Origin of the sequence: Enterobacter genomosp. S, assembly GCF_001631805.1 — a bacterium.
GTDB lineage: Bacteria > Pseudomonadota > Gammaproteobacteria > Enterobacterales > Enterobacteriaceae > Enterobacter > Enterobacter quasihormaechei.
In genome coordinates this window covers 357,167-382,169 of record NZ_LVVA01000012.1, presented here as the reverse complement: position 1 = coordinate 382,169, position 25,003 = coordinate 357,167, and the positions used below count along the sequence as shown (strand labels likewise).

Annotated in this window: 16 protein-coding genes and 1 tRNA gene; 10 read left to right on the top strand and 7 right to left on the bottom strand. The window is 55.4% G+C overall.

Annotation, left to right across the window (positions count from 1 at the left end):
• Window positions 1–43 precede the first annotated feature (43 nt).
• Both nrdA and ubiG read right to left on the bottom strand, forming a co-directional pair.
• Entirely contained in the window at window positions 44–2,329 is a 2,286-nt protein-coding gene (gene nrdA, locus A3466_RS09400; protein WP_063450361.1) for a class 1a ribonucleoside-diphosphate reductase subunit alpha, read from the bottom strand.
• Between the two features lie 348 nt (window positions 2,330–2,677).
• Complete coding sequence (gene ubiG / locus A3466_RS09395; RefSeq protein ID WP_063450360.1) at window positions 2,678–3,406, bottom strand: bifunctional 2-polyprenyl-6-hydroxyphenol methylase/3-demethylubiquinol 3-O-methyltransferase UbiG; 729 nt, start codon at window positions 3,404–3,406, stop codon at window positions 2,678–2,680.
• A gap of 146 nt (window positions 3,407–3,552) precedes the next feature.
• Between ubiG and gyrA the strand changes: the two genes are divergently transcribed.
• A complete protein-coding gene (gene gyrA / locus A3466_RS09390) occupies window positions 3,553–6,189 on the top strand; it encodes a DNA topoisomerase (ATP-hydrolyzing) subunit A (RefSeq protein ID WP_063450359.1) in 2,637 nt (878 codons plus the stop codon).
• Between the two features lie 134 nt (window positions 6,190–6,323).
• The gene (gene rcsC / locus A3466_RS09385; protein ID WP_063450358.1) at window positions 6,324–9,167 is read left to right on the top strand and encodes a two-component system sensor histidine kinase RcsC; all 2,844 of its coding nucleotides are present in this window, start codon (window positions 6,324–6,326) and stop codon (window positions 9,165–9,167) included.
• An 87-nt stretch (window positions 9,168–9,254) separates the two neighbouring features.
• Here the strand turns inward: rcsC and rcsB are convergent, their stop codons facing one another.
• Window positions 9,255–9,905, bottom strand: coding sequence for a response regulator transcription factor RcsB (gene rcsB, locus A3466_RS09380; protein ID WP_003859405.1), 651 nt, complete (start codon window positions 9,903–9,905; stop codon window positions 9,255–9,257).
• A gap of 16 nt (window positions 9,906–9,921) precedes the next feature.
• Entirely contained in the window at window positions 9,922–12,594 is a 2,673-nt protein-coding gene (gene rcsD, locus A3466_RS09375) for a phosphotransferase RcsD (RefSeq protein WP_063450357.1), read from the bottom strand.
• A 746-nt stretch (window positions 12,595–13,340) separates the two neighbouring features.
• Between rcsD and A3466_RS09370 the strand changes: the two genes are divergently transcribed.
• The 6 genes from A3466_RS09370 to mgtE all read left to right on the top strand — a co-directional run bounded on the left by A3466_RS09370 (window position 13,341) and on the right by mgtE (window position 20,680).
• Window positions 13,341–14,432, top strand: coding sequence for a porin OmpC (locus A3466_RS09370; protein WP_063450356.1), 1,092 nt, complete (start codon window positions 13,341–13,343; stop codon window positions 14,430–14,432).
• A 114-nt stretch (window positions 14,433–14,546) separates the two neighbouring features.
• Window positions 14,547–15,602: an FAD:protein FMN transferase ApbE gene (gene apbE / locus A3466_RS09365; RefSeq protein ID WP_063450355.1), complete on the top strand. Its 1,056-nt coding sequence runs from the start codon at window positions 14,547–14,549 to the stop codon at window positions 15,600–15,602.
• A 72-nt stretch (window positions 15,603–15,674) separates the two neighbouring features.
• On the top strand, window positions 15,675–16,733 hold the full coding sequence (ada, locus tag A3466_RS09360) for a bifunctional DNA-binding transcriptional regulator/O6-methylguanine-DNA methyltransferase Ada (RefSeq protein ID WP_063450354.1): 1,059 nt from the start codon (window positions 15,675–15,677) through the stop codon (window positions 16,731–16,733).
• On the top strand, window positions 16,733–17,383 hold the full coding sequence (gene alkB / locus A3466_RS09355) for a DNA oxidative demethylase AlkB (protein ID WP_063450353.1): 651 nt from the start codon (window positions 16,733–16,735) through the stop codon (window positions 17,381–17,383). The genes ada and alkB overlap by 1 nt, the downstream gene beginning before the upstream one ends.
• A 76-nt stretch (window positions 17,384–17,459) precedes the next feature.
• On the top strand, window positions 17,460–19,103 hold the full coding sequence (locus A3466_RS09350) for a multidrug ABC transporter permease/ATP-binding protein (RefSeq protein ID WP_063450352.1): 1,644 nt from the start codon (window positions 17,460–17,462) through the stop codon (window positions 19,101–19,103).
• 140 nt (window positions 19,104–19,243) lie between these two features.
• Window positions 19,244–20,680, top strand: coding sequence for a magnesium transporter (gene mgtE / locus A3466_RS09345; RefSeq protein ID WP_063450351.1), 1,437 nt, complete (start codon window positions 19,244–19,246; stop codon window positions 20,678–20,680).
• On the opposite strand, the gene A3466_RS09340 is transcribed toward mgtE, so the two are convergent.
• On the bottom strand, window positions 20,643–21,884 hold the full coding sequence (locus A3466_RS09340; protein WP_063450350.1) for a SulP family inorganic anion transporter: 1,242 nt from the start codon (window positions 21,882–21,884) through the stop codon (window positions 20,643–20,645). The genes mgtE and A3466_RS09340 overlap by 38 nt on opposite strands.
• Window positions 21,885–22,125: 241 nt before the next feature.
• Here A3466_RS09340 and mqo point away from each other — a divergent pair, with 241 nt between their 5' ends.
• Window positions 22,126–23,775, top strand: coding sequence for a malate dehydrogenase (quinone) (mqo, locus tag A3466_RS09335; protein ID WP_058646988.1), 1,650 nt, complete (start codon window positions 22,126–22,128; stop codon window positions 23,773–23,775).
• 43 nt (window positions 23,776–23,818) lie between these two features.
• On the opposite strand, the gene eco is transcribed toward mqo, so the two are convergent.
• The gene (eco, locus tag A3466_RS09330; protein WP_063450349.1) at window positions 23,819–24,328 is read right to left on the bottom strand and encodes a serine protease inhibitor ecotin; all 510 of its coding nucleotides are present in this window, start codon (window positions 24,326–24,328) and stop codon (window positions 23,819–23,821) included.
• 203 nt (window positions 24,329–24,531) lie between these two features.
• On the opposite strand from eco, the gene A3466_RS09325 reads away from it, so the two are divergent.
• The gene (locus tag A3466_RS09325; protein ID WP_063450348.1) at window positions 24,532–24,792 is read left to right on the top strand and encodes a DUF2534 family protein; all 261 of its coding nucleotides are present in this window, start codon (window positions 24,532–24,534) and stop codon (window positions 24,790–24,792) included.
• A 67-nt stretch (window positions 24,793–24,859) separates the two neighbouring features.
• Here A3466_RS09325 and A3466_RS09320 read toward each other — a convergent pair.
• A tRNA-Pro gene (locus A3466_RS09320) sits at window positions 24,860–24,936 on the bottom strand.
• Window positions 24,937–25,003: the final 67 nt, after the last annotated feature.

Here is a 25,003-nt window from a genome sequence, read left to right as displayed (position 1 = left end):
AAAATCGTAGGCCGGGTAAGCGGAGCGCCACCCGGCATTTACATTAGATCTTACATGCGCCGCTTTCGCAGCCGTCGTCCTGAATTGACGGGGCCAGGTCGTCCTGTGCGTCTTCCGCACCGTCACGGGTGTTGTGATAGTACAGGGTCTTCACGCCAAATTTGTAGGCGGTGAGCAGGTCTTTCAGCAGTTGCTGCATCGGAACCTTGCCTGACGGGAAGCGCGTCGGGTCGTAGTTAGTATTGGCAGAGATCGACTGGTCGATAAACTTCTGCATGATACCCACCAGTTGCAGGTAGCCGTCGTTGTTTGGCATTTCCCACAGCAGCTCGTAGTTATTGCCCAGCGTTTCGTAGTCCGGCACTACCTGACGCAGCACGCCATCTTTCGACGCTTTGATGCTGACGTGGCCGCGCGGTGGCTCAATACCGTTGGTGGCGTTGGAGATCTGCGAAGAGGTCTCGGACGGCATCAGGGCAGAGAGCGTGGAGTTACGCAGGCCGTGCGTTTTAATGGACTCGCGCAGGCCTTCCCAGTCGAGGTGCAGCGGCTCGCTGACGATCGCATCCAGGTCTTTTTTGTAAGTGTCGATCGGCAGAATGCCTTTCGCGTAGGTGGTTTCGTTGAACCACGGGCACGCGCCTTGCTCTTTCGCCAGCTCGTTGGAGGCTTTCATCAGGTAGTACTGAATCGCTTCGAACGTCTGGTGGGTCAGGTTGTTGGCGCTGCCGTCGGAGTAACGCTTGCCGTTTTTCGCCAGCCAGTAGGCGAAGTTGATCACGCCGATACCCAGGGTACGACGGCCCATTGCGCCGCGTTTTGCTGCCGGGATTGGGTAATCCTGGTAGTCCAGCAGGGCGTCGAGCGCGCGAACCGCCAGCACGGCCAGCTCTTCCAGCTCGTCCAGGCTCTTAATCGCACCCAGGTTGAACGCGGAGAGCGTACACAGGGCGATTTCGCCGTTTTCGTCGTTCACATCGTCCAGCGGTTTGGTCGGCAGGGCGATCTCCAGGCACAGGTTGGACTGGCGCACTGGCGCAACGACCGGGTCGAACGGGCTGTGGGTGTTGCAGTGGTCAACGTTCTGGATGTAGATACGACCGGTAGAGGCACGTTCCTGCATCATCAGGGAGAACAGGTCTACCGCCTTCACGCGCTGCTTGCGAATGCTGTCGTCTTTTTCGTATTTGGTGTACAGACGCTCGAACTCGTCCTGATCGGCGAAGAACGCGTCGTACAGGCCCGGGACGTCGGACGGGCTGAACAGGGTGATGTCTTCCCCTTTCAGCAGACGGGTGTACATCAGCTTGTTGATCTGCACGCCGTAGTCCATGTGACGCACGCGGTTGCCTTCAACGCCACGGTTGTTCTTCAGCACCAGCAGACTTTCCACTTCCAGGTGCCACATTGGATAGAACAGGGTGGCTGCGCCGCCGCGCACGCCGCCCTGAGAGCAGGATTTTACCGCCGTCTGGAAGTGCTTGTAGAACGGAATACAGCCGGTGTGGAACGCTTCGCCACCGCGGATCGGGCTGCCCAGCGCGCGGATACGGCCAGCGTTAATGCCGATACCGGCACGCTGGGAAACGTATTTTACGATGGCGCTGGAAGTGGCGTTGATGGAATCCAGGCTGTCACCACACTCGATCAGAACGCAGGAGCTGAACTGACGGGTAGGGGTGCGCACGCCAGACATGATTGGCGTAGGCAGAGAAATTTTGAACGTTGATACCGCATCGTAGAAACGCTTCACGTAGTCCAGACGGGTGTCGCGCGGGTAGTTTGAGAACAGGCAGGCGGCCACCAGAATATAGAGGAACTGGGCGCTCTCGTAGATTTCGCCCGTCACACGGTTCTGAACCAGGTATTTGCCTTCGAGCTGCTTCACCGCCGCGTAGGAGAAGTTCATGTCGCGCCAGTGATCGATAAACCCGTTCATCTGCTCGAACTCTTCTTCCGTATAGTCTTCCAGCAGATGCGTGTCGTATTTGCCCAGCTCGACCATTTTCACCACGTGATCGTAAAGCTTCGGCGGCTCGAACTGGCCGTAGGCTTTCTTGCGCAGGTGGAAAATCGCCAGACGTGCAGCGAGGTACTGATAATCCGGTGCGTCGCGGGAGATCAGATCCGCCGCTGCTTTGATAATGGTTTCGTGGATATCAGACGTTTTAATGCCGTCGTAGAACTGAATGTGAGAACGCAGTTCAACCTGGGAGATAGATACGTTGTTCAGTCCTTCTGCTGCCCAGTCGAGAACTCGATGGATTTTGTCCAGATTGATACGCTCGGTGGTACCGTCGCGCTTTGTCACCAGCAGACTCTGATTCATGTGGGTTTTTACCTGTCCGTGAAATAAAAAATATCCCCCGCTTATCCACAGATCCGTCTTGTGACTAACTCTGTGGATAAATACTACATATAGGGGTTTTGCGATAAGAATAACGCTATATGGTGAGTATTCTAGTAAGGATTCTTTTCAGTACAAGGGTTGATTTTGACGTTAAATTGAGGTTGTGAAAGGGTAAAAAAGGCTAAGTCCTCGTGCCATAAGGCCTGGAAGAGATGTCAATATTCCAGAAAAAAAATTCAAAATTTGATCGAGTGCTGATTTCTTCAACGGGAGGTCAGAATTGCGCAACATGATGTCGCGCAATCATTATAAGAATAACGGATGACGTTAGTCGTTTTTGGCGGTTGTATGCAACATATAGTTAACATCCACGCCCGGGGCAAGTTTGAATTTATCCGTTAGCGGGTTGTAGTGCAGGCCGGTGATGTGCTGCTCTTTAAGCCATGTCTGGTCAACCCAGCCCAGCAGTTCGGCAGGCTTGATAAACTTCTTCACGTCGTGCGTCCCTTTCGGCACCATGCGCAACACATATTCCGCGCCCACCACGGCCATCAGCCAGGCTTTGCCGTTGCGGTTGATGGTCGAGAAGAAGACCTGGCCGCCCGGCTTCACCAGTTTTGCACAGGCGTTGACCACCGACTGCGGATCGGGAACGTGCTCCAGCATCTCCATGCAGGTCACCATGTCGTACTGGTGCGCATGGTTTGCCGCGTGCTCTTCCACGGTTTCCTGAACGTATTCTACCTGTACGCCCGACTCGAGCGCGTGAAGACGGGCAACCTGTAGGGGTTCGAAGCCCATGTCCAGGCCGGTGACGGTGGCCCCTTCGCGCGCCATGCTTTCCGCCAGGATGCCGCCGCCGCAGCCGACGTCGAGCACTTTTTTACCGAACAGACCGCCGGAACGCTCCGCGATATAGCCCAGACGCAGCGGGTTAATACGATGCAGAGGTTTGAACTCACCTTCGAGATCCCACCAGCGGGACGCCACCGCTTCAAATTTGGCAATCTCTTCGTGGTCAACGTTGTGAGCCACCGGGGATTTTTCGGCATTCATGGGCGCTTTTACTCCTTATTTAGCAAGACAAATGAGTATATCAGGCAATCCCTGTGAATAAAGCGTATAGGTTTACCTGTATCACCGCGGCTGTGTTATAATTTGCGACCTTTGAATCCGGGATACAGTAGAGGGATAGCGGTTAGATGAGCGACCTTGCGAGAGAAATTACACCGGTTAACATCGAGGAAGAGCTGAAAAGCTCCTATCTGGACTATGCGATGTCGGTCATTGTTGGCCGTGCGCTGCCGGACGTCCGCGATGGCCTGAAGCCGGTACACCGTCGCGTACTATACGCCATGAACGTATTGGGCAATGACTGGAATAAAGCCTACAAAAAATCTGCCCGTGTCGTTGGTGACGTAATCGGTAAATACCATCCCCATGGTGATTCCGCGGTGTACGACACCATTGTCCGTATGGCGCAGCCGTTCTCGCTGCGTTACATGCTGGTAGATGGTCAGGGTAACTTTGGTTCTATCGACGGCGACTCCGCCGCGGCAATGCGTTATACGGAAATCCGTCTGGCGAAGATTGCCCATGAGCTGATGGCCGACCTGGAAAAAGAGACGGTTGATTTCGTTGATAACTACGACGGCACGGAAAAAATTCCTGACGTTATGCCAACGAAGATCCCAAACCTGCTGGTGAACGGTTCGTCCGGTATCGCCGTCGGTATGGCAACCAACATTCCGCCGCATAACATCACGGAAGTGATCAACGGCTGCCTGGCCTACATCGACGATGAAGACATCAGCATTGAAGGGCTGATGGAACACATCCCGGGCCCGGACTTCCCGACGGCGGCGATCATCAACGGTCGTCGCGGTATTGAAGAAGCGTACCGCACCGGTCGCGGCAAGATTTACATCCGTGCCCGCGCCGAAGTGGAAGCGGACGCCAAAACCGGCCGTGAAACCATCATTGTTCACGAGATCCCGTATCAGGTGAACAAAGCGCGTCTGATTGAAAAAATCGCCGAGCTGGTAAAAGAAAAACGCGTTGAAGGCATCAGCGCGCTGCGTGACGAGTCTGACAAAGACGGTATGCGCATCGTGATTGAAATCAAGCGCGACGCGGTAGGTGAGGTAGTGCTGAACAACCTGTACTCCCAGACTCAGCTTCAGGTCTCCTTCGGTATCAACATGGTTGCGCTGCACCACGGTCAGCCGAAGATCATGAACCTGAAAGAGATCCTGAGCGCGTTCGTGCGTCACCGCCGTGAAGTGGTGACTCGCCGTACCATCTTTGAACTGCGCAAAGCGCGCGATCGTGCTCATATTCTTGAAGCACTGGCCGTTGCGCTGGCGAACATCGACCCGATCATCGAGCTGATCCGCCGTGCGCCAACCCCGGCAGAAGCGAAAGCCTCGCTGGTTGCGCGTCCATGGGATCTGGGCAACGTGGCGGCGATGCTGGAACGTGCCGGCGACGACGCCGCGCGTCCTGAGTGGCTGGAACCGGAATTCGGCGTGCGTGACGGTCAGTACTACCTGACTGAACAGCAGGCCCAGGCGATTCTGGATCTGCGTTTGCAGAAACTGACCGGCCTTGAGCATGAAAAACTGCTCGACGAGTACAAAGAGCTGCTGGAACAGATTGCCGAGCTGCTGCATATCCTGGGCAGCGCAGAGCGCCTGATGGAAGTGATCCGCGAAGAGCTGGAGCTGGTTCGCGATCAGTTCGGCGACGAGCGTCGTACCGAAATCACGGCCAACAGCTCTGATATCAACATTGAAGATCTGATCAACCGCGAAGACGTGGTAGTGACCCTGTCTCACCAGGGCTACGTGAAGTATCAGCCGTTGACCGACTACGAAGCACAGCGTCGTGGCGGTAAAGGCAAATCTGCGGCACGTATTAAAGAAGAAGACTTCATTGACCGTCTGCTGGTGGCTAACACCCACGACACGATCCTCTGCTTCTCCAGCCGGGGCCGTCTGTACTGGATGAAGGTCTATCAGCTGCCGGAAGCGAGCCGTGGCGCGCGGGGACGTCCAATCGTCAACCTGCTGCCGCTGGAAGCGAACGAACGTATCACCGCCATCCTGCCGGTACGCGAGTACGAAGAGGGCGTGAACGTCTTTATGGCGACCGCGAGCGGTACCGTGAAGAAAACCGCACTGACCGAGTTCAGCCGTCCACGTTCCGCCGGGATTATCGCGGTGAACCTGAACGAAGGCGACGAACTGATCGGCGTGGATCTGACGTCCGGTTCTGATGAAGTGATGCTCTTCTCTGCGGCCGGTAAAGTGGTGCGCTTTAAAGAGAACGCCGTTCGCGCCATGGGCCGTACGGCGACCGGCGTGCGTGGTATCAAGCTGGCGGGTGAAGACACCGTTGTTTCCCTGATCGTTCCTCGTGGCGAAGGCGCAATCCTGACCGTCACCCAGAACGGCTACGGTAAGCGTACGGCGGAAAGCGAATACCCGACCAAATCACGCGGCACGCAGGGCGTTATCTCCATCAAGGTCACCGAGCGCAACGGTTCCGTTGTGGGCGCGGTGCAGGTGGACGACGCGGACCAGATCATGATGATCACCGATGCCGGTACGCTGGTGCGTACGCGCGTGTCTGAGATCAGCGTGGTGGGTCGTAACACCCAGGGCGTTATCCTCATCCGTACGGCGGAAGATGAAAACGTTGTCGGTCTGCAACGCGTTGCTGAGCCGGTGGATGACGAAGAGCTTGACTCTATCGACGGCAGCGTCGCGGAAGGGGATGACGAAATCGCCCCGGAAGCGGACACCGATGATGACGCAGCAGACGACGCTGACGAGTAACGTCTCCTGACGCATAAAGGGCCGGTTTCCGGCCCTTTTGTTTTGCGTAAGCAGACAAGTGAACGTTGCGACAAGCCGCGTTTACCGCTACCTTAACCACATTCTTTTTTCCCCGATGGCGGAGCCTCGCCCCTTTGAAATACCTCGTTTCCTTTCGTACCACGCTAAAAGTCTCTCGCTATCTGTTTCGGGCGCTTGCGCTGCTGCTCTGGTTGCTGGTGGCGCTGCTCTCGGTGTTTTACATCGTTAACGCGCTGCACCAGAAAGAAGCGGAGATCCGTCAGGAGTTTAACTTAAGCTCGGATCAGGCTCAGCGCTATATCCAGCGCACGTCTGACGTGATGAAAGAGCTTAAGTACATTGCCGAAAATCGACTGACGGCGGAGAACGGCATTCTGGCCCTTCGTGGACGAGATGAAAAAACCGAAGTACCTGATTTCGAACCGCTCTTCCCGGACTCCGATTGTTCAGCCATGGGCAAAGCCTGGCGTGGCTCGCTGGAGTCGCTTTCATGGTTTATGCGCTACTGGCGCGATAACTTTTCCGCCGCCTACGATCTGAACCGCGTCTACCTGATTGGCAACGAAAACCTCTGCATGGCGGATTTCGGCCTGCGGGATATGCCCGTCGAACGCGAAGACGCGCTGAAAAGCCTGCATGAGCGCATCGTGAAATACCGTAATGCGCCTCAGGAAGAGCGTGGAAACAACATCTTCTGGATAAGCCAGGGGCCGCGCATGGGCGTCGGCTATTTCTATGCCCTGACTCCGGTTTATCTCGGCAACCGCCTGCAAGCGCTGCTGGGTATTGAACAAACCATCCGCATGGAAAACTTCTTCACGCCGGGCAGCCTGCCGATGGGGGTGACCATTCTGGATGAAAACGGCCACCCGCTCATCTCCCTTGCCGGGCCTGAAAACCGCCTGAAGGTGGAGCCCAGCTGGATGCAGGAGCGGTCATGGTTTGGCTATACCTCCGGTTTCCGCGAGCTGGTGCTGAAGAAAAGTTTGCCGCCGTCGTCGCTGAGCATCGTCTACTCGCTGCCGGTGGACAAGGTGCTGGAGCGCATTCGCATCCTGATCCTTAACGCCATTTTGCTGAACATCGCGGTAGGCGTGGCGCTGTTTATGCTGGCGAGAATGTATGAGCGGCGGATCTTTATTCCGGCGGAAGCGGATGCGCAGCGTCTGGAGGAGCACGAGCAGTTTAACCGTAAGATTGTCGCCTCGGCGCCAGTGGGGATCTGTATCCTGCGTACTCAGGACGGGACGAATATCCTCAGTAACGAGCTTGCCCATAACTACCTGAACATGCTCACGCATGAAGACCGCCAGCGGTTAACGCAGATCATCTGCGGTCAGCAGGTTAACTTTGTGGACGTGCTGACCAGTACCCACACCAATCTGCAAATCAGCTTCGTCCATTCGCGCTACCGCAATGAAAACGTGGCGATTTGCGTGCTGGTGGATGTTTCTGCGCGCGTGAAGATGGAAGAGTCATTGCAGGATATGGCGCAGGCGGCGGAGCAGGCCAGTCAGTCCAAGTCGATGTTCCTCGCGACCGTTAGCCATGAGCTGCGTACGCCGCTGTACGGCATTATCGGTAACCTCGATCTGCTTCAGACCAAGGAGCTGCCGAAAGGGGTCGACCGGCTGGTGACGGCCATGAACAACTCCTCCAGCCTGCTGCTGAAAATCATCAGCGATATTCTCGACTTCTCTAAAATTGAGTCTGAGCAGCTGAAAATAGAACCGCGTGAGTTCTCCCCGCGCGAGGTGATGAACCATATCAGCGCCAACTATCTGCCGTTGGTGGTGCGCAAGCAGCTGGGGCTGTACTGCTTTATTGAGCCGGATGTGCCGCTGACGCTGCATGGCGATCCGATGCGTCTGCAACAGGTCATTTCGAACCTGCTGAGCAACGCCATCAAATTCACCGATATCGGCTGTATTGTGCTGCATGTCTGTCGGGCAGGGGAGTACCTGACCATTCGCGTGCGCGACACGGGGGTCGGCATCCCGGCGAAAGAGGTTGTTCGCCTGTTCGATCCGTTCTTCCAGGTGGGAACGGGCGTACAGCGCAACTTCCAGGGGACCGGGCTGGGCCTGGCGATCTGTGAGAAGCTGATCAGCATGATGGACGGGGATATCTCCGTCGATACCGAGCCGGGTATGGGCAGCCAGTTCACCATCCGTATTCCGCTCTATTCGGCACACTATCCGGCGAAAGCCACGGTCGACGGGCTGAGCGATAAGCACTGCTGGCTGGCGGTGCACAACGCCTCCTTACACGATTTCCTGACCTCGATGCTGACCAGCAGCGGCGTGCGGGTCTCACGCTATGAAGGCCAGACGCCGGACGCGGATGACATGCTGATCACCGACGTTGAGCCAGACCAGGCGTGGGCGGGACGCGGGGTGGTGATGTTCTGCCGCCGCCATATCGGTATTCCGATTGAGCGTTCGCCTGGGCTGTGGGTGCACAGCGTGGCGACACCGCACGAGCTGTTGGGCCTGCTGGCACGCATTTACAGCGTACAGCTTGAGGACAGCGATGGCGCGACCGCGCTGGCCTCCCCTGATGAGCTGGCGTCGGTGAACGACGATATGATGATTCTGGTTGTCGACGATCATCCGATTAACCGTCGTCTGCTCGCAGACCAGCTTGGCTCTCTGGGCTATCAGTGTAAAACGGCCAATGATGGCGTGGATGCCCTGAACGTTTTAAGTAAGAACCATATTGATATTGTGCTCAGCGATGTGAACATGCCTAACATGGACGGCTACCGTCTGACACAGCGTATCCGACAACTGGGGCTGACGCTGCCGGTGGTCGGGGTGACAGCCAACGCCCTGGCAGAGGAGAAACAGCGCTGTCTGGAGTCCGGGATGGACAGCTGTCTGTCGAAGCCGGTCACGCTGGATGTCCTGAAGCAGACCCTATCCGTGTATGCGGAGCGGGTACGAAAAGCGAGATAATAAAAAAGGCCCGAAAGGGCCTTTTTTATTTCTCCGGCGGCTGTAGGCCGGGTAAGCGCGAGCGCCACCCGGCGTAAACAGCGAAGATCAATCTTTGTCCGTTGCGCTCAGCGTCACGGAAGAGAGATAGTTCAGAAGGGCGATATCGTTATCCACACCCAGCTTCATCATCGCGGATTTTTTCTGGCTACTGATGGTTTTAATACTGCGGTTCAGCTTCTTGGCAATTTCAGTGACCAGGAAACCTTCAGCAAACAGACGCAGAACCTCACTCTCTTTTGGCGAAAGACGCTTGTCGCCATAGCCACCCGCGCTGATTTTTTCGAGCAGGCGTGAGACGCTTTCAGGGGTGAATTTCTTCCCTTTCTGTAGCGCCGCCAGCGCTTTTGGCAGATCGGTAGGTGCGCCTTGTTTCAGTACAATCCCTTCAATATCGAGATCCAGAACGGCGCTCAGGATCGCCGGGTTATTGTTCATGGTCAGAACAATGATCGAAATGTCCGGGAAGTGGCGCTTAATGTATTTGATGAGCGTAATGCCGTCACCGTATTTATCTCCAGGCATGGAGAGATCGGTAATGAGCACGTGCGCATCAAGTTTAGGCAGGTTGTTAATGAGAGCTGTGGAATCTTCAAATTCACCGACTACATTCACCCACTCGATTTGCTCAAGTGATTTGCGAATACCGAACAGTACAATCGGATGGTCATCGGCAATAATTACGTTCATATTGTTCATGTATAAGGCTACCTTGCTACAGCAAGCTCTTGACGTAAGCGTCAATGTCGCTGATGTATTTTTCAATGCCAGAGGCATCTTTCTCACGAATTAGATGTTCCAGCGTTTCACATAACTGCTTGCCGGGAACCAGATTAAGCATGGCAAACACCCCTTTAAGCCGGTGTGCTGTCTGTGCCAGCGCTGCAAAATCCTGCGCAGCGGACTCAGTATACAACCGCTTAACATCATCTGGTACTGTATCAACGAAGAGCGAATAATATCCGCTGGCATGGAGTTCTGCATTTTCATCGCCGCCTAACGGTGACTCCAGGATCTCTTCCTGCGCCAGATTCTCTTCAATCAGTTGTAATACAGCTTCCTGCATTGCATTGCTCATATTAAAGTTGACGCGCAGCTGCCCAGGGCCAATTTTCCGCACGCCTGGCTCATCATCGCTTAAAAGCAAGCCTGAGGCAGTAAGATTAGACGGATTATCAGTTAAAAATAGATCAAATTCTTGACTCGCGAGCCTTTCGTCCGGGGTGATGCAGGACGCGCCCCAGTTTTCTAACTGACGAACGACGATATTACGGATCTCGCTGGAGGTCACATCCACCATCACGACCACATCATCCAGCAGACGCTCTTCATCCTCTTCCTGTGGATTCGCCGCCATTTTGACGTGTAAGGAGTAGCGGGTACCGAGGGATTCACGGGCCTTGATGTTCAGATGACCGCCCAGCTTGCGCGCCAGCTGATCGCAGAGCCAGAAGGTGAGGGCATTCGCCTTACCGTAGTGATCACGCTGGGTATCGTTCAGGAACGGGAAGTGCAGGTTATCGATTTCGCTGACGGTCACGCCTTCGCCCGTATCCAGAATGCGGAACGTCAGGCGATCGTCGGTGGATTCATCGGTGCTGACTTCAAGGGTAATCTTGCCGATCTGCGTTGTGGTGACGGCATACTGGATCAGCATCATCAGAATGCGGCGCAGGGCGTCACGATCGCCGTGACGCTCGTCGTTGGCCGGCAAATGGTTGTTGATCAACAGCTGGAGTCCCTTGCGCTTGATCACCGGCAGCACTTCCGGTACCACCTCATCAATCAGATCCTGGATAGAGAAGAGCGTCGGGGTGCCCTTCCAGATGTCGTTCTCCAGCATATTCGCCAGCTGGATTTCGTCTACCAGACGAACCAGCGAGTCGGCCTGGCTGCTCAGCTGTCGGCTTTCCGGCGTGCTTAAATCAGCAATCTGCGTGGCGAGTGACTTCAGCGGTTGTTTAAAGGCATCGCCGATATTTTGCATAAACGCGGCGCGGCCGTGCTGGTTCTTCTCGTACAGCCTTTGCGCCTGCTTGAGCTTTTTATTTACCAGCACTTCGCGGTCCTGATCGCGAATGATGAAGATTTGCGTGCGCGAGGCGACCTGACTGCGGAACTGACGGATCTCATACAGTTCATTATTAATGGTGGCCTGGATAACGCCCTGATGCTGGTCCGCCATGGCCGTAATATTTTGCAGGTTAAGGTGCGGCAGAAGGTGGTCGGCAATTTTATTGCTCATGACCGTGCGGTTTGCTTCCTGATCGTGAACGAGCACCCCCAGCGGCAGCACGGAAATAATCTCTTCGTTTAAGGCACGCAGGACGCGCAGTTCGTTGCTGGTTCCTGAGGATACCGATGTCGAGTCGCTCTGGCGGCCCGACTGGAAACGGAAGGTGCTGTAGCCAAACAGCGCCAGCGCCAGCAGGCCGATATTCAGCAGCAGCGGCAGGAGAATGTTTTGCAGGGTATCAAGCATCAGGGTGCCAAAAGGCACCTGCCACACCAGCCGCATACCGGTTGAATTGAGCGATGAGGCAATCTCAATTTTTGAGCCATTGAAGGAGATCGCGACGCTGTCCGCGCCTTCTTTGTCCGACGGCGTGCGCATATTCTGGGTGCTGTTGTCTGGCTCCAGACGGAAACTGTCCAGCGGCATATCCGGCGGGATGAGATCGTTAATAGGCAGATCGAAGGCAACCACGGTCGCCAGATGGCCCGGCTGGTTAAAGGTGGTGCGCAGCGTAAAGTAATGGCCGTTCTGCCAGGCCAGGCGGCGTAGCGAAGAAAAACTTTCGCGTTCGTCCAGCGCGTTGGCCTGTTGCAACATTTCTGCCCGACGGGAATCCACAATACTGCCAACGGTGGTCTCTTTAAAGCCGGACGAGAGATCCTTAAGCGGCAGGGTAGAGACCAGGATCATGCTGTTGTCCTGGCCGTTCAGGTAATACATGGACCACGGTACGGTCTCGGCGCCCCACAGGGTGTCCAGATAGGAGGAGATCCGCTGCGTCATCTCCAGCGTTGCGCTGTCGTGCGAACCGAAAATCAGGGCTTCAGTTTTGCGCTGCGGTTTTTCAAGGTAATAAACATCCTGCTTAAGGCGCGTTTCCTGCAATCCTTCGCCTGACGAGGTGGCAGGCGCGGCGGCGATATTGTCGTAGATTTGCCAGGTCGCATAGCGCCACGTATCAATGCGCTTATGCACCGCGTGGGTGATATCGACAATTTGATAGCTTTTATCTTTAAGCCAGGTGTTCACGGCGCTCTGGACCATCACCCCCATTGTGACTAACAGCACAACGATCAACAGAAGAAAGAAACGGGTGATGCTGCCCGGTAGAAGGGAGAATTTGCTCGGGGCGGTAGTTTCTGTCTGACTCATTGATGTGTTTAACCCGTAATGGCCGCGCGGTAATGGGATAGGGCAGTATAAAGGGTAATAACCGAATTTCCAGCGTCGTTATCGGCATGACCTTGACTTTTTATCTGTCGCAACCCGCTTCAACGACATCCGGGTAAAAGATGTACAAAACCCAGTCAAATGTACAAATACGCCGTCACAACGGCTGAAAAATAGCACGAATTAACAAGAAATTAATTGCGGCTACAAAAAGAGGAATTCTGTAAACGCCAACGCTGAATTTAGTTAATAGTCGTTATCATTACAGGCGGGTAGCACATAAAATGTCTGCTGACGTAAAGAAAGGTAAAAAAAAACCGAATGCGAAGCATCCGGTTCAATTAGGGATAAACAGACATTCAGAACTGAATGACGGTAATAAATAAAGTTAATGATGATAGCGAGAGTTATTTTAGTGGTGTTGACGGGAATTTTTTTGTCATTCAGTGCGGTACTGTTTTTTAAGTTAATATATTGAAATTTATACGATATATTTTTGTTTTGATTATCTGTGCTATATTTTTAAACTTTTTGATGCTCTGTGAAAGTTCCTTGATATTTACAAACTGAAACATCTTGATGGTAAAGTGAAACATCTTCAAAGTTTTCGTATCATATTCCTGTTGGATTATTCTGCATTTTTGAGGAGAATGAACTTGCCGACTGGTTAAGAGGGTTGACCAGTAAGCAGTGGTAAATAATAAGGCATATAACAGAGGGTTAATAAAATGAAAGTTAAAGTACTGTCCCTCCTGGTACCAGCTCTGCTGGTGGCAGGCGCAGCAAATGCGGCTGAAATTTATAACAAAGACGGCAACAAATTAGATCTGTACGGTAAAGTGGATGGCCTGCACTATTTCTCCGATGACGACGGTGCAGACGGCGACCAGACCTACATGCGTCTGGGCTTCAAAGGCGAAACTCAGGTTAACGATCAGCTGACCGGTTACGGCCAGTGGGAATACCAGATCCAGGGCAACTCTGGCGAAAACGAAAACAACTCATGGACGCGTGTAGCGTTCGCTGGTCTGAAATTCGCTGATGCGGGTTCATTCGACTACGGTCGTAACTACGGCGTTGTTTACGATGTCACTTCCTGGACCGACGTTCTGCCGGAATTCGGCGGTGACACCTACGGTTCTGACAACTTCATGCAGCAGCGCGGTAACGGCTTCGCGACCTACCGTAACCAGGACTTCTTCGGTCTGGTTGATGGCCTGAACTTTGCGTTACAGTACCAGGGTAAAAACGGCAGCCCAAGCGGTGAAGGCCAGACCAATAACGGTCGTGACGCGCTGCGTCAGAACGGTGACGGCTACGGCGGCTCTCTGACCTACGATCTGGGCGAAGGCTTCGCACTCGGTACGGCTGTCACCAGCTCTAAACGTACTGATGACCAGAACGCGCCAAACTACTTCGGTAACGGCGATCGTGCTGAGACCTACACCGGCGGTCTGAAATACGACGCGAACAACATCTACTTGGCTGCACAGTATTCTCAGACCTACAACGCGACCCGCGTTGGCGATCAGGGCTGGGCTAACAAAGCACAGAACTTTGAAGTGGTTGCTCAGTATCAGTTCGACTTCGGTCTGCGTCCATCCGTGGCTTACCTGCAATCTAAAGGTAAGGACATCGAAGGCTATGGCGATCAGGATATCCTGAAGTATGTTGACGTGGGCGCGACTTACTACTTCAACAAAAACATGTCCACCTACGTTGATTACAAAATCAACCTGCTGGATGAAAACGACTTCACTCGCCGCACCAGTATCAGCACCGACGATATCGTAGCGCTGGGTCTGGTTTACCAGTTCTAATTGCTCATACTGCAACAAAGGGGCCATCAGGCCCCTTTTTTCATGCTTTTTTAGGGTCTTACAAATACGCTGTTTTAGTGTACTCTTGCCGCCCTGGCATGAGGATAATAACCAATGGAAATGACTTTTTTGCGCGCCAGCTTTCTGGCGACTGTTTTACTCCTGACCGCGTGTGACTCTTCTACGCAGCCCGCAAAAATCGAGGCGCCAGCCGCGACGGTGCTGGAAGGGAAAACCATGGGGACCTTCTGGCGCGTCAGCGTGATGGATATTGATAAATCCCGCGCTGAAGAATTACGCGGAAAAATTCAGGCGCAGCTGAATGCCGACGATCAGCTGCTCTCGACGTATAAAAATGACTCAGCGCTGATGCGTTTCAATCGCTCCAGCAGCACCTCTCTGTGGCCGGTGAGCGAAGCGATGGCCGATATCGTCACGGAATCTATGCGCGTGGGCTACAAAACCAACGGCGCAATGGATGTGACCGTGGGGCCGCTGGTCAATCTGTGGGGATTTGGCCCTGACAAACAGCCGGTGGCTACCCCCGATCAGGCCGCCATCGACGACGCCCGCGCCCGTACAGGGTTACAGCATCTGTCGGTGATCGGCCAGTACGGTCAGCAATACCTGCAAAAAGATATTCCCGATCTGTTTGTGGATCTCTCTACGGTAGGCGAGGGGTATGCGGCGGACCATCTTGCGGCCCTGATGGCGCAGGAAGGCATTCCCCGCTACCTGGTTTCCGTAGGGGGCGCGCTTGTCAGCCGGGGCATGAACGCCAGCGGCAGGCCGTGGCGGGTGGCTATCCAGAAACCAACCGACCAGCAGAACGCGGTGCAGGCGATTGTCGACATCAACGGGCACGGTATCAGCACCTCCGGCAGCTACCGCAATTATTACGAACTGGACGGCAAACGTATTTCGCACGTTATTGATCCGCAAACCGGACGCCCCATTACCCACAATCTGGTGTCCGTTACGGTGATAGCCCCAACCGCGCTGGAAGCGGACGCCTGGGATACCGGACTGATGGTGCTCGGCACGGAGAAAGCGAAAGAAGTGGTGCGACAGGAAGGGCTGGCCGTCTATATGATCACCAAAGAGGCTGACGGGTTTAAAACCTGGAGTTCTCCGCAGTTTAACAGCTTCCTGGTGAGCGAGAAAAATTAAAAAGCAAGGTTGCGGGTTTTTGTTCGGTGGCGTTCAGGCAGGCTGGGCGTATGCTTGTAAGAGGAGCCGATGATGAAAAACACAACCTATCTCACCGATGAGGATCGCTGGCAGGCCGTTCTCGCCCGCGATCCTCAAGCGGATAACCAGTTTGTCTTTGCCGTGCAGACGACCGGCATTTATTGCCGCCCGTCCTGCCGCGCCCGCCACGCGCTGCGTAAAAATGTCTGCTTCTATCCTGATGCTCACCAGGCCGGGCTGGCGGGCTACCGTCCCTGTAAGCGCTGTTTGCCGGACCAGGACGATCCTATGGCGCAGAAAAAGGCCCGCATTGCGCTGGCCTGCCGGCTGCTTGAGCAGGATGCCGCGCTGAACCTTGACGCGCTGGCGCAGCAGGTTGCCATGAGTCCGTTCCATTTCCACCGCTTGTTTAAATCCGTTACCGGCATGACGCCGAAAGCCTGGCAGCAGGCCGCGCGAGAACAACGCCTGCGCAGCACGCTGGCGCAGGGCGGTAAAATCACCGATGCCGTTCTGGCCGCCGGGTTCCCGGACAGCAGCAGCTACTACCGTAAAGCCGATGGCGCGCTGGGCATGACGGCCAGACAGTACCGCAACGGGGATGCCGCGGTTCGCTATGCGATCAGCGACTGCTCGCTGGGCCGCTGTCTGGTGGGGGAAAGCGAGCGCGGGATCTGCGCGATACTGCTGGGGGATGACGACGCCGCGCTGACGGCCGAACTGCTTTCACTGTTTCCGCTTGCCGTCCGTGAACCGATGGAAGGCGCGTTTGCCGGGCGGATCCGTCAGGTGATTACCTCTGTCGACAGTCGCGCGACGCCCCTGACGCTGCCGCTGGATATTCGCGGTACCGCCTTCCAGCAGCAGGTCTGGCAGGCGCTACGGGCTATCCCCTGCGGTGAGACGGCAAGCTATCAGCAGGTGGCAAAGGCCATTGGCAAACCCAACGCCGTGCGCGCCGTGGCGGGGGCCTGCGGCGCCAATAAACTGGCGATTGTGATCCCCTGTCACCGCGTGGTGCGTAACGACGGTGCGCTCTCGGGCTATCGCTGGGGGGCAGCGCGTAAGATACTATTATTAAAACGTGAGGCGAATAAACAGGAGGGATAATGCTCGATCTTTTTGCGGAGGCTGAACCCTGGCAGGAGCCGCTCGCGCCCGGGGCGACGATCCTGAGACGCTTCGCGCTTTCCCGCGCGGCGGCGCTGTTCGACGGTATTGATGCCGTCACCGCCCGTTCGCCGTTTCGCCATATGGTTACGCCGGGCGGGTATACCATGTCCGTGGCGATGACCAACTGCGGCGAACTGGGATGGGCGACGAATGCGCGGGGCTATTTATATGCGCCGAACGATCCGCTGACGGGTCAGCCGTGGCCCCCAATACCGGAGGTGTTTCAGGCGCTATGCCATGATGCCGCCGTCGCGGCCGGCTATCCTGATTTTCGACCCGACGCCTGTCTCATCAACCGCTATGCCGTCGGGGCAAAACTCTCCCTGCACCAGGATAAGGACGAGCCGGATCTGCGCGCGCCGATTGTCTCGGTATCCCTTGGGCTGCCCGCTGTCTTTCAGTTTGGCGGGCTGCGGCGCAACGACCCGCTAAAACGGCTGATGCTGGAGCATGGCGATGTGGTGGTCTGGGGCGGTGAGTCACGGCTTTTTTACCATGGTATTCAGCCGCTTAAAAATGGCGAACACCCGGTGGCGGGGGCGTTTCGCTACAACCTCACGTTCCGGCAGGCAGCGTACAAAGAATAAAAATAAGAATTATTCTTGATGTGTGTGAAAGGCAGTTTACACTGCTGGCTGATTTTTCTTGTCCGGATTGCTCTGCATGCAACTACTTCTTCTTGTCTGGCGGCAGTACCGCTGGCCTTTTATCGCGGTAATGGCGTTAAGCCTTGCCAGCGCGGCGCTGGGGATTGGCCTGATTGCCTTCATTAATGTGCGTTTGATCGAAATGGTCGACACGTCACTCTCCGTCCTGCCGGAATTTCTGGGATTACTGCTGCTGCTGATGGCGGTCACGCTCGGATCGCAGCTGGCGCTGACTGCGCTCGGCCACCATTTCGTTTTCCGTCTGCGCAGTGAATTCATCAAACGTATTCTCGACACCCAGGTTGAGCGCATCGAACAGCTGGGAAGCGCCTCTCTGCTGGCGGGGCTGACCAGCGACGTGCGCGCCATTACCATCGCGTTTGTACGCCTGCCGGAGCTGGTGCAGGGGATCATCCTGACCTTTGGCTCGGCGGCCTATCTCGCCTGGCTCTCCAGCAAAATGCTGGCCGTGACGGCGCTGTGGATTGCCATCACCATCTGGGGCGGGTTCCTGTTGGTTTCCCGTGTCTATAAGCACATGGCGGTGCTGCGCGAAACGGAAGACAAGCTCTATAACGACTACCAGACGGTGCTGGAAGGGCGCAAAGAGCTGACGCTAAACCGCGAGCGCGCCGAGCACATCTTCAACAACCTCTATATTCCTGACGCGCACGAATATCGTCATCATATTATTCGCGCCGATACCTTCCACCTGAGCGCCGTGAACTGGTCCAACATTATGATGCTGGGCGCCATTGGCCTGGTGTTCTGGATGGCGAATAGCCTGGGGTGGGCGGATACCAACGTGGCGGCCACGTATTCCCTTACGCTGCTGTTTTTACGCACGCCGCTGCTGTCGGCCGTTGGCGCACTGCCGACGCTGCTGAGTGCTCAGGTCGCCTTTAACAAGCTGAAGAAGTTTGACCTTGCGCCGTTTAAGGCTGAGTTCCCGCGTCCGCAGGCCTTCCCGAACTGGCAAACGCTTGAGCTGCGTAACGTTACCTTCCGCTATCAGGAGAGCGCGTTCTCCGTAGGGCCGATAAACCTGACCCTTCACCGTGGCGAGCTGCTGTTCCTTATCGGCGGCAACGGCAGCGGCAAATCCACTCTGGCGATGCTGTTGACGGGGCTCTATCAGCCGCAGTCGGGTGAAATTTTGCTGGATGGCAACGCGCTGAGCGCGGAGAAACCGGAGGACTACCGCAAGCTCTTCTCGGCGGTATTTACCGACGTCTGGCTGTTCGATCAGCTGCTGGGTCCGGAAGGGCAGCAGGCCGATCCGGCGCTGGTGGAGAAGTGGCTTGCGCACCTGCAAATGTCACACAAGCTGGAGCTACAGGACGGCAAAATCCTCAATCTCAGGCTGTCGAAAGGGCAGAAGAAACGCGTGGCGCTGCTGCTGGCGCTGGCCGAAGAGCGTGACATCATCCTGCTGGACGAGTGGGCAGCCGATCAGGACCCGCACTTCCGCCGCGAGTTTTATCAGGTGCTGCTGCCGCTGATGCAGGCGATGGGGAAAACCATTTTTGCCATCAGCCATGACGATCACTACTTCATTCACGCCGACCGTCTGCTGGAGATGCGCGACGGCAAGCTGAGCGAGCTGACCGGCGACGAGCGCGATGCTGCGTCACGGGATGCGGTGGCGCGTACGGCCTGAGTGCGATTGTGCCGGGTAGCGCCCGGCACGCTAATTTTTCATATATGCCGATTTTTTCTCCATCCCGACACGCCGTTTATTCTTATTTACATATCCCCGCGCTATGCTTAAAGCCAACCTATTTCATGGATTTATGATTAATGTCGTTATTAAAGAAAAACAGCGCAAGGCAGCGTGACCAGGAGCGTGCGCGCCTCATCTGGCTCCTGACGACCGATAAAGCGGTGACGTCAACGTTATTGGGTAAGCTGACCCTGGCTGAGCAATATGATGTCGGCACGCTGGCCGACGATATTGCTGAGGTAGGTGCGCTGGTAGCACATTTACCACCTCCGGATCTGGCGGATACGCTGGAGGCACTGCCTTCCGAGGAGCGCCACGCCCTGTGGCGGCTGGTGCAGGATCACGAGCGCGGTCAGGTGCTGCTTGAAGCCTCTGAAAACGTCTGGGATGACCTTATCGATGAAATGAGCGACCGGGACATTCTCGACGCCCTGCAAACGCTGGATATCGACGAGCAGATCTACCTTGTACAGCACCTTCCGCGAAACCTGACCGGTCGCCTGCTGGCTTCCCTGCCAGCCGAGGAACGGGCGCGCGTGCGTCAGGTGATGCACTACGAGAAAAACAGCGTCGGCGCAATCATGGAGTTTGGCGTCATCACCGTGCGTCCGGACGTCACCCTGGGCACGGTGCAGCGCTACCTTCGTCGGCTCGGCAGCATGCCGGACAACACCGACAAACTGTTTGTCACCTCGCGGGACAAAACCCTGCTCGGCGAGCTGGAGCTTAAAACGATCCTGCTGAACAGCACCCAGCAGCGGGTGAGTGAGGTGATGGAAACCGAGCCGATGGTGTTTTCGCCGGAAGACGATGCCGAAAAAGCGGCGCGTACCTTCGAACGTGATGACCTGGTGAGCGCCGCGGTGGTGGATTCTGTGGGCAAACTGATGGGGCGTCTGACCATCGATGAGATCGTTGATGTGGTCTATGAAGAGACCGATAACGACCTGCGAGCCCTTGGTGGGATCAGTGCCGAAGATGACGTTCACGCCTCCGTCGGCAAGGCCGTCAAAACGCGCTGGGCGTGGCTCGCCATCAATTTATGCACCGCGTTTGTCGCCTCCCGCGTCATCGACGGCTTCGAACATACCATTTCCCAGCTGGTAGCACTGGCTTCTCTGATGCCTATTGTGGCGGGGATCGGGGGGAATACCGGTAACCAGACTATCACCATGATCGTTCGCGCCCTGGCGCTGGAAAATATTCAGCCGGGTAATTTTTCGTGGCTGATCTTCAGGGAGATGGGCGTTGCGCTGATTAACGGCCTGGTCTGGGGCGGCATCATGGGCGGCATCACCTGGTGGCTGTACGATGATATGGCGCTCGGCGGGGTCATGATGCTGGCGATGGTGCTGAACCTGCTGGTGGCGGCGATGATGGGCGTGATTATCCCGCTGACGATGACCCGTCTGGGGCGCGACCCCGCAGTGGGGTCGAGCGTGATGATCACTGCTATTACCGATACCGGCGGTTTCTTTATTTTTCTTGGACTGGCGACGATTTTTCTTCTGTAGCCAGCGCCTTTTGCTTCAGTCGGGCAGGGAGGATGAACATCATCGCAATCCCGCCCAGCACGCCAATCGCCAGGTTACCGGTGGAAACCGTTGCCACAACCGTCACCAGCATCACGACGGTTTCCGCCACCGGCGCGTTTTTCAGCGTTCCGGGCTGAACGCTATGCCAGCTAAAGGTCTTGACGGCCACAATTGCCATAATACCCGCCAGTACCGCCATCGGGATTTTAGCCATTACCTCGCTGAGTGCCGTGACCAGTACCAGCAGCACAACGCCTGCCGCAAGGGTGGAGATACGGCTTCTGCCTTTGCCCATCTCCACGTTAACGATGGTCTGCCCAATCATCGCGCAGCCCGCAATGCCGCCGTAAAACCCGGCCATGATATTTCCTACGCCCAGCCCGATGCTCTCGCGGCGCTTGCTTGAAGGGGTCACGGTTAGTTCATCCACCAGCTTAGCCGTCAGTAGCGATTCCAGCAGGCCAACGAAGGCGATACTCAGCGCGCACGGCCAGATGATGCTCAGCGTCTCCAGGTTGAGCGGCACCAGCAGTTGCGTAAAGCCAGGCAAACCGCCGCTCATGGAGCCTTCATCACCCACCGTTGGCAGAACTTGTCCGCTGGTGACGGTAAACAGCGTCAGCACCACAATGGCAATCAGCGGGGAGGGGACGCTTTTGATGTAGCGTGGCACCCACAGCACAATCAGCAGCGTCAGCACGAACAGGCCCACAATCAGCGGGCTTCGGCTCCAGAAATGGGGAACCTGGGCAAAGAAAATCAAAATGCCAAGGGCGTTAACAAACCCGGTCATCACCGACTGGGGAATAAAGCGCATCAGCCGCGCCATACCCAGCGCGCCGAACAGGATCTGAATCACGCCCGCCATCACTACCGCAGGCAGAATGTACTGTACGCCATGTTGATGAACCATCGGACCAATAACCAGCGCGACGGATCCCGCCGCCGCCGTCACCATGGCCGGACGCCCGCCGAGCAGGGAAAGGGCAAAGCAGAGCACCACGGAGGCGATAAGGCTCACTTTCGGGTCCACGCCCGCAACCACGGAAAAGGAAATCACTTCCGGGATCAGCGCCAGCGCGGTAATCACGCCGGCCAGGGTTTCGCGCATCAGACGTTGAGGCGAACGTAAAACGGTGGCGACGTGGCCTTCGTGGGGTACAGACGAGTGGGGTAATGACATAAGAATTCGCTAGTTGGGGCAGGCTTCCGTGCGCGCGATCACAAAGTGCAGCATAATAGCCAGGAAAATCGCCTGGTGCCAGCCTGCCTGTCAAAACCCCACAAACAATCCATCATTAAATTTCACAATTACAATAATTTCGTAACCTTTAAACAATATTTAAAAGTTGTTACCGTGCCCCCGCAGCGTGTTTCACCTGTAATTTCTACGCATCAAGCACTATTCAACTAAGGCATAAATGATGAAAAAAATGACTGCCGTGCTCTTTTCACTGGCCGTGGGGCTGAACGCCGTCTCGCTGGCGGCGAAAGCTGACGCACCAAAAGAGCAGGAAACGGATGTCCTTTTAATTGGTGGCGGCATCATGAGCGCTACGCTGGGCACGTATCTTCAGGAATTAGAGCCGAACTGGTCCATGACCATGGTCGAGCGCCTTGATGGCGTGGCGCAGGAAAGCTCTAACGGCTGGAATAACGCCGGGACGGGGCACTCGGCACTTATGGAACTGAACTATACGCCGCAGAAAAAGGACGGTTCCATTAGTATCGAGAAGGCGGTAGAGATCAACGAAGCGTTCCAGATCTCACGCCAGTTCTGGTCTCACCAGGTGAACAGCGGCGTGTTGCACAATCCGCACTCCTTCATCAACACCGTACCGCACATGAGCTTTGTGTGGGGCGATCAAAACGTCAATTTCCTGCGCGCGCGCTACGCTGCCTTGCAACAGAGCACGCTGTTCCGCGGAATGAAATATTCTGAAGATCACGCTCAAATCAAAGAGTGGGCACCGCTGGTCATGGAAGGACGCGATCCGAACCAGAAAGTGGCGGCGACCCGCACTGAAATTGGTACTGACGTTAACTACGGTGAAATCACCCGTCAGCTGGTGGCCTCTCTGAAGAAAAAAGAGAACTTCAACCTGCAACTCAGCTCTGAAGTGCGTGGTTTTAAGCGCAACGCCGATAACAGCTGGAGCGTGACCGTTGCCGATCTGAAAAACAACGAAGCCGAGCATGTCATTAAGGCGAAGTTCGTGTTTATCGGTGCGGGCGGCGCGGCGCTGAAACTGTTGCAGGAGTCCGGTATTCCGGAAGCTGACGACTACGCGGGCTTCCCGGTCGGCGGCCAGTTCCTGGTATCGGAAAACCCGGAAGTGGTTAACCGTCATCTGGCTAAAGTGTACGGTCAGGCCTCCGTTGGTGCGCCACCGATGTCGGTTCCCCATATCGACACCCGTATGCTGGACGGTAAGCGCGTGGTGCTGTTCGGGCCGTTCGCTACCTTCTCTACCAAGTTCCTGAAAAACGGTTCCCTGTGGGATCTGCTTAGCGCGACCACGACGTCGAACGTCAAACCCATGATGGACGTTGGGCTGGATAACTTTGATCTGGTGAAATACCTGATTAGCCAGGTGATGCTCTCGGATGAAGAACGCTTCGAGGCGCTGAAAGAGTACTATCCGCAGGCGAAGAAAGAAGACTGGCGTCTGTGGCAGGCGGGTCAGCGTGTACAGATCATCAAGCGCGATCCGAAAGAGGGCGGCGTACTGCGTCTGGGTACCGAAGTGGTGAGCGATAAGGATGGCACCATTGCCGCGCTGCTGGGGGCATCCCCGGGTGCGTCTACCGCTGCGCCAATCATGCTGCACCTGATGGAAAAAGTGTTTAAGGATAAAGTGTCCAGCCCGGAATGGCAGGCGAAGCTGAAAACCATTATTCCATCTTACGGTACGAAGCTGAACGGTAACGTTGACGCCACGGAACAAGAGCTGGAATACACCAGCCGCGTTCTGCAACTGCAATACGTCAAACCGCAGGCTGCGGATGCGGCTCCTAAGGCAGAGCTGAAGCCTCAGGCGGAAAACAAGCCGGTAGCGGATATCGCGCTGTAGCGTAAAAAAGCCGGGTAAGCGTGAGCGCCACCCGGCTTTTTTTTTAACGAACTACCGCCTGCCCGACAGTCTCATCTGCCTTCCACACGCGATATTTCACATCTACGTTTTCCGGCGTATAGACGACAATTGGCAGCTTGCTGTTATAGCGCAGCAGACTGTTATCACCCAGATACGCGGTAATAAATTTCTTCTCTTTCTTGCCGTCCGGACACGCCATCATGGTGGAGACCGGCGACGTTACTTTGTCGAAGACATAGTAGTCATAACCCCAGCCTTCCAGCGTTTTGCTTTCCAGCTTTCCACCCAGACGATGCTGGTTGCAGTCCACCTCCAGCGTCTGGCCGATTAACAGCTCAACTTTGAAATTTGCTTCATCCTGCTGGGCCGGGAGCTGAATAACCTGGCGCTTCATCCCTTTGTCCGCTTGCGGATACGGGGCAACTTTTTCCAGCGGCTGCTCTTTCTGGGTTTCGCTGGCAAAAGCGCTGGTGCTGGCGCACGCAGCGGCGAGGAGGGCGATGGCAAATTTAGGTGCGTTTTTCACTGTCATTCCTTTTTTGTCAAAACGATCCGGTAAAGACTAACATAATGTACGTGAATGGTTGGCGCAATTTACTCATGTTTTCAATTTAAATGGAGTAATGCACTGCTTTAGTGTTCTTTTTGTGGTGTTTAATTCTGCGTTGGAGTCGGGGCGGCGATCGTGTTATTTTACGCGTTAATTATTGTTATTTATCTGTAAAGGGAGGAGAGATGGTAGGGGAAAAACTGAAGACACCTGAAGGCCGCAAGTTCCTGCTGGCGTTACTGGTTGTATTTATGATTGCTGCCGCATGCGTGGGGCGAGCAACCATTGTCGGTGTGATTGAGCAGTACAACATTCCGCTCTCTGCGTGGACAACCAGCATGTTTGTCCTGCAATCGGCGATGATCTTTGTTTACAGTCTGGTGTTCACCGTCCTGCTTGCAATTCCGCTGGGGATTTTCTTTCTCGGTGGGCGTGATAAGCACTGACCCTGCTGCATGTGGGTACAGGCAATAAAAAACCAGCCATAAGCGGCTGGTTTTTTTTGTGTATTTTTGGTCGGCACGAGAGGATTTGAACCTCCGACCCCCGACACCCCATGACGGTGCGCTACCAGGCTGCGCTACGTGCCGACGCATAAAAGGAATACTACTCGATTCCTTTTTGATTGCAAGGGGAAAGCAGCGCTAACTGATTCAT